Annotated in this window: 9 protein-coding genes; all 9 read right to left on the bottom strand. The window is 54.2% G+C overall.

Features of this window, described 5'->3' with window-relative positions; all coding sequences use genetic code 11:
* Positions 1 to 49: 49 nt before the first annotated feature.
* The 9 genes from ACTNC3_RS07215 to ACTNC3_RS07175 all read right to left on the bottom strand — a co-directional run bounded on the left by ACTNC3_RS07215 (position 50) and on the right by ACTNC3_RS07175 (position 12392).
* A complete protein-coding gene (locus ACTNC3_RS07215; protein WP_410042289.1) occupies positions 50 to 2521 on the bottom strand; it encodes an ATP-binding cassette domain-containing protein in 2472 nt (823 codons plus the stop codon).
* A 29-nt stretch (positions 2522 to 2550) separates the two neighbouring features.
* On the bottom strand, positions 2551 to 3741 hold the full coding sequence (locus ACTNC3_RS07210; protein WP_441226962.1) for a DUF3990 domain-containing protein: 1191 nt from the start codon (positions 3739 to 3741) through the stop codon (positions 2551 to 2553).
* Between the two features lie 126 nt (positions 3742 to 3867).
* Positions 3868 to 5160 (bottom strand): D-alanyl-D-alanine carboxypeptidase family protein, encoded by a 1293-nt coding sequence (locus ACTNC3_RS07205; protein ID WP_441226961.1) that lies wholly within the window; start codon positions 5158 to 5160, stop codon positions 3868 to 3870.
* 106 nt (positions 5161 to 5266) lie between these two features.
* Positions 5267 to 7123, bottom strand: a complete 1857-nt coding sequence (locus ACTNC3_RS07200) for a YgiQ family radical SAM protein (RefSeq protein WP_441226960.1) — start codon at positions 7121 to 7123, stop codon at positions 5267 to 5269.
* Between the two features lie 16 nt (positions 7124 to 7139).
* Entirely contained in the window at positions 7140 to 8576 is a 1437-nt protein-coding gene (locus tag ACTNC3_RS07195) for a M20 family metallopeptidase (RefSeq protein WP_410042285.1), read from the bottom strand.
* Between the two features lie 88 nt (positions 8577 to 8664).
* Positions 8665 to 9399, bottom strand: coding sequence for an amino acid ABC transporter ATP-binding protein (locus ACTNC3_RS07190; RefSeq protein ID WP_441226994.1), 735 nt, complete (start codon positions 9397 to 9399; stop codon positions 8665 to 8667).
* Between the two features lie 4 nt (positions 9400 to 9403).
* Positions 9404 to 10183 (bottom strand): amino acid ABC transporter permease, encoded by a 780-nt coding sequence (locus tag ACTNC3_RS07185; protein ID WP_410042284.1) that lies wholly within the window; start codon positions 10181 to 10183, stop codon positions 9404 to 9406.
* Between the two features lie 241 nt (positions 10184 to 10424).
* Positions 10425 to 11414, bottom strand: a complete 990-nt coding sequence (locus ACTNC3_RS07180; RefSeq protein WP_441226959.1) for a transporter substrate-binding domain-containing protein — start codon at positions 11412 to 11414, stop codon at positions 10425 to 10427.
* Positions 11415 to 11801: 387 nt separating this feature from the next.
* Positions 11802 to 12392, bottom strand: coding sequence for a histidine phosphatase family protein (locus ACTNC3_RS07175; protein ID WP_441226958.1), 591 nt, complete (start codon positions 12390 to 12392; stop codon positions 11802 to 11804).
* Positions 12393 to 12858 lie beyond the last annotated feature (466 nt).

Genomic DNA, 12858 nt, shown 5'->3' with positions numbered 1-12858 from the left:
CACCAGATAACGCCCCTCTGCGTTTAGAGCTTCGATACGGACATATTCACTATCGCTTATCCCGGTCGATGAACTCGAGACTGATGATACCGACCACGATGGCGACGAGGCCGATCAGCAGGATGACGCCCCAGCTCTTCAGGATGTTCTCCACGGTGCCGGCATAGAGCGGATTCTGCATCTGCTTCGCGCAGAGGATATCCATCTTCATGCGGAGATCCGAGGACTGGATGTAATCGACGATCTTCTGCACCTCCGGAATGCTCCGAAACTGATAGATCGAGGCGAAAAGCGCATGGCTCGGCAACGCGTTGTAATCGGCGATAGAGCAGATCGCGACGGTGCCCCAGTGGCTGATGGTCAGCTTCTCAACGAGCTCTGCGGCGCCTCCGTCAAACGGGAAGATGATACCGGCAAACACGAGCTGCACGATGAGCAGGAACGGCATGACGGTCATCGCTGAGGTCGTAGTGCGCACGATGCAGGACACCATCAGTGCGACGAGGTCAGCGGCATAGGTGATGATCCAGAGCGTCATCGCGAAGTCGACCAGGAAGTTTCCTGTGACAATGCTGCCGACCGGGAAGCGGATGCCGTACCAGACATAGATGCCGACGGAAATCAGAACCTGCAGGAGGCAGATCAGCGCCTGGTACAGCATGTGTGCCATGATATACGCACTGATATGGAGTCCCGCGCGGTGCTCCCGCTTGATGATCGCACGCTCCCGGCAGACGACCTGGATGGAATTGAAGAAGCCGTTCCAGATGCAGACGCAGACGAGGGCAAAGGCACCCGCCTGCAGGCGCTCCATATTGGCAAACAGGCTCTTCCCGACGACGAAAGCCACCATGAGTGAGATGATGGCCGACAGCGGGAGCAGTACCCAGTCGTGCTCATGGATGAAGAGACGGAACAGCTTCCCGAGGTAGATCTTCACCTGGGCCGGACGGCGGGTATGCGTCGGTCGATAGGTATCCGCGATGCCCTCCTGCCGTGCCGTCGTGGTCGTGCTTTTCGTCTCCTTCGCGGCTTCCGCCTCACGATAGGCCCGGAAGGCCTCGATATAGTGATCCGCGAGTCCCTCGCCGCCTTCGTTTTCCGGATTGATGGCGAGGATGATGTCCTCCATGGTGTCGCGCCCGAAGAACTGACGCGCCTCCGGAATCGTTCCATAGAAGGCGAGCTGTCCGGTATGCTGACTGTTCTTTGCGAGGACGATGACCTTATCGAAGAGATCGATGACACGGTCCGGCGTATGGGTGATCACCATGACGATCTTCTGCTGATTCGCGATCTTCCGAAGCTGCTCCATGAGATCACGTGCCATGACACCGTCGAGACCGGAATCCGGCTCGTCGAGCACGAAGAGACTTGGGTTTGAGATGAATTCAACGCAGATACTTAAGCGCTTCCGCTGCCCGCCGGAGAGTTTATCGACCAGCTCATCCTTCACCGGCGTTAGGCCGAAGAGCGCGAGAACTTCCTCAACCCGCTTTTTCCGCTCCGCCGTCGGTGTGCCCTCCGGGAGGCGCATCTGCGCTGCATTTGTCAGGGTCATGATGACGGTATCATCGCCACGCAGAAGCTCCTGCTGCGGCACCATACCGATCTCATATTTCATTCGGGAATAGTCCTCATAGACGTCGAGGTCGCCCTGCTTTATCTCCGCATGGGCCTTTTCATAGCCGGTGACGGCATTGATGAAGGTCGTCTTCCCGGAGCCGGAACCGCCGAGGATCAGCACCATGCTGCCCGGCTCGATGCTGAGCTTGATATCCTTCAGGAGCAGTCGCCGCTTCAGAAAGCTGCCGACCGAGCGATTATCGATGTGGATCTGGAGATCGTGGTTCCGGAAGGTTGTGTGGTTGTACGCGAGATAATCGCCGGCGAAATAAAAGACGGTGTCACCGATGTTGATGACGTCGTTCGGCGAGAGGACCATGACGCCATCGACACGCTTCTGGTTGACATAGACGCCACGTTCGGTCTTAACATCCTCCACCTGCCAGTGACCGTAGATGTAGCGGATCAGCGCATGGTGCTCATCCGGCTTCTCCAGGCTGTCCACTTCAGGAGATGAGAGGCCTCGCCCGACATGGCTGTAGATATGGTAAACCGACTGCTCCTTCCGGAGCGGCAGCTTCTTCCAGACGAGCTCACCGTCGAAACGGAGCAGGAACACGAGAATCAGCTGCTCGCCCGCCTTCTGGATGCGGATGATGTCGCCGTTCTGAAGCAGACGGTCCTCTCCCTTTGGCAGCGCAACACCGTTGATGCTCGTCGTGTTGGCATTCGTCAGATTCTCGTAGTGCCACTCGCCGAGATAGTGGGCGAGCTTTCCCTGCGTATGTGCGAGGAAAGGATACTCAAGCGCGATCTCGGCCTGGCTTCTGCGACCGAACAGACGTCGCCGCCCGAGGGTCAGGCCCCTTTCCACCTTAAACTGAACCGATTCGCCGCCGACGCTGATCGCGACGAGCTCTGCCGGCTCCACGAGATCCCGTAAAATATCGCTCATAGCTGCCTCCCGGACATTTCGTCCATCCCTCACTCTATTGTATTTTTATTCACGATTGCAAAATATTTCATATATAATTTTTCGCAAGCTACACTTAATCCGGTTTCGTGCAAAGGATAATAGGCTTCACCCAAAAGTTCCGGTGGGAGAATTCGAACCAGCACCGCCGATGAAAGGCGATAACGCCACTGCATATAGGTGTACACATCTGCCATCCAGTCTGACAGAATCCCATCCATATAATTATTTGTGTTTGGAGGTACCGTTTCTATATCTACCGAATGATAGAGCTGCCTGATTCCTTTATTTAACGCCGACCAGCTACCCTGATCCATCTTCAGGCGAATCGGAGACTTCTCCATGTACAGTTTCACGGCTCCATGAAAATCATGACCGGATTTTATAAATTCATGAAACAAAAAGCGTGTTAATTTCATGACACCACTTAAGTAGAACCTGTCATAAGCATAGTCATCCTTTGAGGGCTCATGCTTCACACTTCTGTTCACCTGATATTTCATCGGTTTATTTTCGTTCAGATGGTAGTACTTATATGCTTGATCATATACGTATTTATTCTTTAAAACATCCTGCACGGTCATGCCACTTGGTTGGAAGCCTTCAAGCTGAATCGCCTTTCTGCGTTTATTAAGAAAAGATTCTACTTCTCTTCTTGCCTGTGCATCATAATCCTGATACTGAATCGTCTCCACTACAGGTTCATATCCTATAAATTTTATAGACTGAAAAGCTCTTTGACTTTTTATAAAAACCTGCTCTCCCAACTCTTCTTTTCTAAAGAAACGTTCAACTTCATCTGCCGTCAGCTGATTTTTCAAAAAGGAATCGATGACTTTGATATAGCTGTCGTCTGCACGATACCCTATGATGACATCATATTCTGCGGTGTCAATTTTATACATATCAACCAGCTTTTCAGCGATATAAAATGTATCTTCATCGATCACTCCGCGATGCGCTGTCACTTCCGCAATCCATGTCAGAACGCCATAGTCATCCAGATGGAGTACATTCAGTTCCTTAATCGGAAGTTCATATGCGTTACAGTATGCATTTTCAGTTCCATTTACCACTGCCCATGCATTCGCTTTATCTTTATCTTCTGTCAAATAGAAACCTGTCCCATAATCATTATCTTCTTTGCCTGCACCAAACACAGGCTGCTCCACGATCTGATCACTGCCATGATAAACAATCATTATTTCACCTCCAATCTGCTATCGCTATTTCACGGTTTCAAGATTCATAATTATATTATAAGCCCTGGTTCAGCGAATGAACCAGGGCTTATAATATAAAAGTATTTTTGTATCTATTTCAATATGCTATTTCGCGTACTGGCTGTACAGGGCGGCATGAGCGGATACGACGTTCCATGCGCCGGAGGTTTTTCCGGTGACGCAGATGTAGTGGCGTCCGGAGGCGGCGGTAAAGTAGGAAGCCGCGCAGTTGCCGGCCTTCGCGACGTAGCCGGTCTTCGCGAAGTTCACCTGCCCGCCGGTCGTCTGTGTATCGATCCGCTTCAGGAAGAGGTTCGAGAAGCTGAGACCAGTGGTTCGCTTATTGTTCGCCTGTGTCGTGTAGCTTCGTGTCGTGAGGATCGTGGCAGCGACACTGTTCTGCGCTGCAGCCCGCATGATGATGGCCATATCTTCTGCTGTCGAGTAGTGGTTATCGTTATACAGTCCGGTGCAGTTTGTGAAGTGCGTCGTGGCGGATATACCAAGCTGCTGTGCCTTCTGATTCATGAGCGCCACGAACTGCTCCTCGGAGCCGGCGATGCGGCGCACGAGGGCGAGGGCGGCATCCGCACCACTCGGGAGGATGAGGCCATAGAGGAGATCCAGCATCGTCACCTGCTCGCCCGCCTTGAAGCCGCAGTTTGATGCCCCCTCCTTCTTGACATAGTCGACGATGTCCTGGGTGATCTCGAGCTTTTCACTGAGATCCGTGATGTGCTCACAGGCCACCAGCAGGGTCATGACCTTCGTCATGGACGCCGGATACATTTTCGCGTTGCCGTTCTTCTCAGCAACCACTAGGCCGGCATCTGCATCGACGAGGATCGCGAAGTTCGCGTTCACCTCCGGCTTCAGGGTCATCGCGGTCCGCAGGAAGCCCTTAGACGGCTGCTGGAAATAATTCGTCGTCTGCTGTGTTGCCGCGGCGATGGTCTGTGTGCTCTGCTGCGCGGAGGCCGCTGCCTGTGCAGTAGCTGAACTCTGCGCGGTCTGATTTGTGGCTGCCGTACTGCTCTGCTGTGCAGAAGCCGCTGCCTGGTTGGCGGCACTGTCTGCGGTCGTCGACGTCGTCTGGTTCGCTGTGTCTACCGCGGTGCCTGTCGGGCCGGTGAGGCCGGTCAGAGTGCTCATGGCATCGGTGCCCTGCACGACCTGTGCGCCTGCGCTGCTGACTGACGCAGCGGTTTCCGTCGTCGTGGCGGTTTCTGCACCTCTGTTCTGGACGCCGGCAGCGGCCGACGCTGCGAGCGGCCCCTCATCTGTGATTTCCACGAAGGTACTGCTGTCGGCCAGCGCGGTGGTGGACAGACTGGTCGCACTGAGCGCGGCGATCAGGAGTCCGGCGACGATACGATTTCTATAAAAATGATGTCTCATAAAGCTCTCCCGGATAAAATGTATCCTTATCTTACCACAGGAAGCCCCGTGATTTTCTTACTAAAACTTTACAGTTTGTTACGATTCAGGCAGGGCCCCGGAGTGACTACCGTTTCCTCTCACCGCGTCGTCGATTATGACCGGAGGAGGCGGTTTTCGTGGTGGTCTTCCGTGGGCGGATGAGGCAGCTCGGGTCGAAGCCGATGAGGTCTTCACGGTGCTCCCGGAGGAGCGCTTCCTTTACGAGCTCGTAGTTCTCCGGATTCCGGTACTGGATGAGAGCACGCTGCATCGCCTTTTCATGCGGATTTCGCGGCACATAGACCTTCTCCATCGTGAGTGGGTTGAGGCCGGTGTAGTACATGGTCGTCGAAACGGTGCCAGGGGTCGGGTAGAAATCCTGCACCTGCTCCGGGATGTAGCCCATGTCGCGGATGTACTCCGCGAGCTTGATCGCATCCTTCAGTGTGGAGCCCGGGTGACTGGACATGAGGTACGGCACGATATACTGCTTGAGTCCCAGCTCGCGGTTGATTTTCTCAAATTCCTTCACGAAGCTGTTATAGACCTCGACCTTCGGCTTGCCCATCTCCTTCAGTACGCCGTCGGAGACGTGCTCCGGTGCCACACGCATCTGACCGGAGACGTGATACTGGCAGATCTCGCGGAGAAACTCCTTATTCGGGTCTGCCATGAGGTAATCGAAGCGGAAGCCGGATCGGATGAAGACCTTCTTCACGCCCGGCAGCGAACGCACCTCGCGGAGCAGCTTCACATAGTCGCTGTGATCGACCTTCAGGTTCTTACACGGCTCCGGCCAGAGACATTTGCGACCGACACAGGTGCCTTTCGTGAGCTGCTTCTCGCAGGATGGTCCACGGAACTCGGCGGTCGGGCCACCGACATCGAAGATGTAGCCCTTGAACTCCTTATCCTGCGTGATCTCCTTTGCCTCCGCGAGAACGCTTTCGTGGGAGCGGCACTGTACGATACGTCCCTGATGCATGGTGAGGGCGCAGAAATTGCACTCGCCGAAGCAGCCGCGGGCCTGGGTGATGCTTTCCTTGATCTCACCGAAGGCCGGGATGCCGCCTGCCGCATCGTACATCGGATGCCATGCACGCATGAACGGAAGCGAGTAGACATCATCCATCTCGAGCTGGGTGAGCGGTGCCGCCGGCGGGTTCTGTACGACGAACATCGCCCCATCGTAGCATTCGTAGATACGCTTCGCAATGATCGGATCTGTGTTCCGGTACTGGATGGCGAAGCTCTCCGCGTACTTCCGCTTATCGCTGCTGATCTCCTCATAGTCCGGGAGGCGGATGGCATCGTAGATCTCATCCTCGTAGCGTGTTTTATAGACCGTACCGGAGATCCAGGTGATGTCCTTCACCTCGAGACCGGAGTTCAGGGCATCTGCGATCTCGACGATACTGTGCTCGCCCATGCCGTAGGACAGAAGGTCGGCACCACTGTCGAGGAGCACGGAACGGCGTACGCGGTCGGACCAGTAGTCATAGTGTGCGAGCCGACGCAGACTCGCCTCGATACCGCCGATGATGATCGGAGTATGCTTATAGCTTTTCCGTATCAGGTTACAGTAAACCGTCACCGCGCGGTCTGGACGCTTGCCCATGACACCGCCCGGTGTGTAGGAGTCGGTCTTCCGATGATGCTTCGCGACGGTGTAGTGATTCACCATGGAATCCATGTTGCCGCCAGACACGAGGAAGCCGAGCCTCGGCTCCCCGAACTCCATGACGGACGAAGGATCGTTCCAGTCCGGCTGCGGCAGCATCGCGACCTTATAACCGTGTGCCTCGAGCACACGGGAGATGATGGCGGGCCCGAAACTGGAGTGGTCCACATAGGCGTCACCCATCACATAGACGAAATCCGGCTGTGTCCAGCCACGCTCCAGCATATCCTCCCGGTTGACCGGTAAAAATCCTTCGTACATAGAAATCTCCGTTAAATCAAATGGTAATCGGCTTTGCGCCCTCTTCGATCGGGCATACGTAGCCGCTCTCGGTGCGCTTCTCAAACTCTGCTCTCGCTTCCTTCAGCAGCTCCGGCTTCTCATAGAGGTCGATAGCGCTGAGCGCGAGGACCTTACCGGCGAGAAGCAGGGCCTTGTGGCCGATGCTCGAACCGCCGCAGGAAACATTCTGCCAGCTGTGGCCTGGTGCGCCGCTGACGAAGCCTGCGCATTGGATCTGAGCCGTCGGTGTCTGCCAGGAAACATCCCCGACATCCGTGGAGCCGGCGCAGAACGCCGTGCTGTGGTAGAGCGGCATGAGGTAGTTGTTGATCGGTATCGTACCGTGCTGTGACTTCTCCTCACTGTATGCCCGAATCTCCTCGTCGAGGGTCGGTGCGAAGCCCGGTGCAGTATTGACCGGACAGGTCGCATGCACCTTTCCGGCAAATGCGAGCTCCTCCTCGGTATAGGTCGGAAGCTCTACCTGCGCGAAATTATCGTAGAGTACCTTCTCCAGTGCGAAGTTCGGCACCAGATCCGCCGTACCATCGATGAAGGTACGCTCGAAGGTTGTCTCGGTCATCAGGGCTGCGCCCTCCGCGATCTTATCCACACGCTTCTGAAGCTCCACACAATTCCGTACCTTACCGGCACGCACCATATAGAGCACCGTCGCATGATCCTGCACGACATTCGGTGAGATTCCACCGGCATCCGTGATGGCATAGTGCACGCGGCACTCGGACTTCATGTGCTCACGCAGGTACTGCACGCCCGTGTTCATGAGCTCCACCGCATCCAGTGCCGAGCGGCCATTCTCCGGATCGCCGGCCGCATGCGCGGAGCGTCCGTGGAAGGTATACATAACCTGAATCGTCGAGTTGTTCGTACCGGTCTTCACCTCATTGACATCCTCCGGATGCCAGCAGAACGCCGCATCGAGGGCGCGCCACATGTTGTCACGCGCCATGAAGGCCTTCGCCGCACCGCCCTCTTCACCCGGGCAGCCATAGAAGATTACTGTGCCCTCGTGACCACTCGTCTCGAGGTAGTTCTTCACCGCAAACGCCGCGGCCAATGCACCTGCACCTAACATATTGTGGCCACAGCCGTGCCCAGCGCCACCCTCTACGAGCGGCTGATGCTCCGTCGCACCACACGCCTGACTGAGACCGGACAGTGCATCGAACTCACCGAGGATACCGATGACCGGATGACCCGAACCATAGCTTCCCGTGAATGCCGTCTCGATCCCATCGACACCCTTCTCCACCGTGAAGCCACCCTCCTCGAGCACCTTCTCATAGTACGCCGCACACTGGAACTCCTTCAGACTGAGCTCCGGATGCGCCCAGACGTAATCCGCCACACCAGTAAATATATCCTTATGCTGCTCGATAAACGAAAGAGCAGCCCTCTTCTGATCCTCCATGATGAAACCCTCCTTATAAATTTTCATATAGTAGTATATACAAAAGCGACGCCTGCGAAAACAATGCAAACGCCGCTTTGTTATAAAATCAAACCTCGAGGACCTTCCCGAGGAAGTCCTTCAGACGCGGGCTCTCCGGATGCTCGAAAATCTGCTCCGGTGTCCCCTGCTCGACGAGCTTACCATCTGCCATAAAGATCACGCGGTTGCCCACCTCACGGGCGAAGCCCATCTCATGGGTGACGCAGACCATCGTCATGCCTTCGTGTGCAAGTTCCTTCATAACCTCGAGCACCTCGCCGACCATCTCCGGGTCGAGCGCACTCGTCGGCTCATCGAAGAGCATCACCTCCGGGTTCATGCAGAGTGCACGCACGATCGCGACACGCTGCTTCTGACCACCGGATAACTGCACCGGGTAGGCCGCCGCACGATCGCGGAGACCAACACGCTCCAGGAGCTCCAGGGCCTTCTTCTCGGCCGCCTCCTTCGACTCGTGCTTCACGATCATCGGTGCGAGGGTCAGATTCTCGAGGATCGTCTTGTGTGGAAAGAGATTGAAGTGCTGGAACACCATCCCCATCTTCTGACGGTATTGATCAAGATTGATCTTCTCGTTCACGATGTCCTTATCTTCGAAGATGATACTTCCATCGGTCGGCGACTCGAGGAGGTTCAGGCTCCGGAGGAAGGTGGACTTACCGGAACCGGACGGTCCGATCACGACCATGACGTCGCCCCGGTTGATATCGATGTCCAAGCCATCGAGGGCCTTGATCTTTCCGTAGTTATAGTACATTTTCAGGCCACGGACCTGAATCATTGGCTTATCGGTTGTCACTTTGACGCATCCTCCTCTCAATGTACTCGATGATCTTACTGGTCGGGAAGCACAGGCAGAAGTACAGTAAGGTCGCCATAATGAGCGGCTCTGCGATGATGAAGGTCGCGGACTGTACACTCTTTACGTTAAACATGATGTCCTGTACACCGATGGTGTAGCAGACAGACGACTCCTTGATGATCGTCACGAATTCGTTCGCAACGGCCGGCAGGATGTTCTTCACCGCCTGTGGCAGGATGATATGGAACATAGTCTGGGACTTCGTCATGCCGAGGGAACGAGCCGCCTCGGTCTGTCCAGCATCGACGCCCTCGATACCACCACGGATGACCGCACTCATATATCCACCGGAGTTGAGTGCCATCGCGACGGCTGCCGGGAAGAAACGCTCGAACTGGATGAAGCCGAAGAATGTGAATTTCGGCAGGGTGACGAATCCGAAGATGATGTAGTACACGAGGAAGATCTGAACCAGCATCGGGGTGCAACGTACGAATTGGACGTAAGCATTAGCCAGCAGATGTACCGGATTGAACGCGGCGATGCGGTCATAGCGCTTTTTCTTCTGAATATCCTCCGTCTTGATCTTCTCGAGATGACGGAACGGACGTACATCCGACAGCAGCATCAATGCAAGTAAAAATGCAAGGATGAAGCCGAAGAATACGGTACAGGCTGCCAGAAGGATGGTGACGATCATTCCCTGCTGGAACATGGTGCCGTATTGAAATAACTTCTCAAAATTGGCCCAGCTAATGGTCATAGGTAAATCCTGCCTTTCATAAGTAGTGATATGTATACTCTACATCGCGATGTGCTTTGAGTATATACGTAGGACGCTGAATGTGCATTTATTATAAGAAACATGGCGCATACGGATCATCGCGAAACGCATGTGTATTTTCCGCTGTCGTGCACCTCAGCATGCTGAGTATAGACTCAAAAATCTCCCCGGGGAAGCCCCCCGGAGAGAAAAGAATCAGTTTTTGTGTCGCAGTCCGCGTTTAGTTGGAAGCAACCTTGCCATCTGCGTCGAGCTGACCCTCATAGACATTGCCCTCATCCGATGCAAGCTCCTGAGCGTCGGCTACGTACTGGTCCATGGAACCATCAGACAGTGCGTTGTTGATGACGGCATTGACAGCCGGAAGGAGGTCGCTGCCCTTCTTAAGAGCGATGGCAGAACCCTTCGTGTCGTACGGAACATCCCATGCGATTTCGAGCTCCGGATAGTTCTTGATGTACTGCTCTGCGACGGCGGTCTCGATGAAGCCACCTTCGAGCTTACCGGAAACAAGCTCAGAAACGATATCGGTTACCTTTGCGAGACCGATGATGTTTGCATTCGGCGTGTTCTCCTTTGCGAGATCCATCTGGATGGAACCGTTCTGTGCACCTACCGGAAGCTTATCAAATGCAGCATAGTCCTTATACTTATCATGATCTGCCTTGCGGATGACGAAGGACTGACCACCCTTGTAGTAAAGGTCGGAGAAGTCGAAGGTATCTGCACGCTCCGGGCTCGGGGAGAAACCAGCCATGCCGAGGTCGACGTTTCCGCTCTGAAGCTCCATGAGGATGCCATCGAAATCCATCGGTACGAACTGAACTTCGAGGCCGAGATCCTCAGCGATTCGCTTTGCGAGTGCGACATCGAAGCCGGAAAGCTCTGGTGTGCCATCGGCATTGATGTGGTAGAACTCATATGGTGCGAAGTCCGGAGAGGTCGCAACGGTCAGCTTGCCAGCGTTTACGGTCGTGAAATCCTTCGGAACTTCGACGATCTCTCCGTTTCCCTCTGCAGCGCCCTCGGACGCTGCCTCCGTAGCAGCAGTGGTGTCCTCTGCTGCGGCGGTCGTCTCTGCAGCGGCAGCGGTGGTGGCAGCCTCGGTCGCAGCGGCGGTTGTCGTCGCCGGTGTGCTGGATGATCCGCAGGCTGCCAGAGAAGCAGCTGCGAGAACAGTGGTCATCAGAATAGCTAAGTTCTTCTTCATAATAATCCTCCTCAAACCGAATCATATATTAAGGTTATAAATCAAAAGCGTTTTCATAACCTCTCGCTTTTTGACTATGAGGAGATTATAATCCATTTTTCAGAGAATGCAAGTATTTTTATGCATCAAATTGTATTTAATCGCATTCTTATGCATGCTACTCATGAATAAATGCATTTATACATGCATATTATGCAATCTATACAAGTCCTTTCACTCGCGACGGTCTTCTGCCGCACATCAGCTAAGAGTTACATTGGTTCAGACGTGGCTCGGCGGACAGCCGTCGGAAGCACAGTACTACGTTTGAACAATACAGCTAAGGAATATCATCCGGATGCAGGTCTTCCTGCTCCGGTGAGACTGCGCCGTTTTTATGGATGTGCATTATTTTGAAATTTTCAGATCTTCGAGGTATGCGTGCCGGCCATCTTCCACCCGGAACACGCGGATCTCACAGTTCCGCGGCTTCGGTCGCCAGTAGATCCCGTTTTTCCGATCCATGAGGTATCCGCTGAGGGCCCGCATGATACCGCCGTGACAGGCGATCAGCACATGCTCATAGTCCTTCTGCTCCAGCTCCTCGAGAAACGAGCGGCTCCGTGCGACAAGCGATGCGATGCTCTCCACCCCGTCCTTCTCCGGGCACGGAAAAAGCTCCGGCAGCGCCCAGTACAGCGACATCGGCAGACTCATCTTCGTGTACCCCTTCTTCTCGAAGCGCCCGAAGTCCGCCTCGATCAGCCGCTCATCGATGATGACCTCATCCATCGGTATGTCGCCCATGATAGCGCCCGTTTCGATCGCACGCTGCAGAGGACTCGCATAGACCGCATCGAAGTGCATATCCCCGAGTTGCGCCCGCGCTGCCCGTGCCTGGGCACGGCCCGTCTCGTTCAGCGGCTCATCCGTCCGCCCCTGCATAAGATGCTGCTTATTCAGATTTGTCTGCCCATGACGCGTTAACCAGATGGTCATAGAGAACCTCGCTTTCGTTTTCTTCATTATAATATTTCTATACTATAGCGTAGCTTGCGTGGTTAATACAGTTATATTTATCTCTGATTATTCAGGTAACAGGTTACTGTTCATTCGCAGCTCGGCGGACGGCAGCCGAAGGTTCAAAAACTTATATGAATCCAGTCGTCTTTTAGACTGGATTTTCTGCTTGCAGGAGGTATATTTTCGGCAGATGCAGGCGACGATCTACATGATTCGATAATTTACGATTTTGTGTATATGAAAGATGTGCTCGAAGCCGGACTCAGAAGAGAAACTATACACGGAAGGACTTTTTCAGAAATCGTGTCTATGAAAATTACGCTCCGAAACTGGATTCAGGAGAGAAACTATACATGGAAGGACTTTTTCGGAAATCGTGTCCATGAAAATCGAAATCAGATGCTGATTTTCGCTGTCAATCGCCGATTAAATATACACGATT

This window comes from Oribacterium sp. HCP3S3_B9, assembly GCF_052064255.1.
Classification (GTDB): Bacteria; Bacillota; Clostridia; order Lachnospirales; family Lachnospiraceae; genus Oribacterium.
Note: the sequence above shows the minus strand (reverse complement) of the source record. Positions and strands in the feature narration are given on the sequence as shown.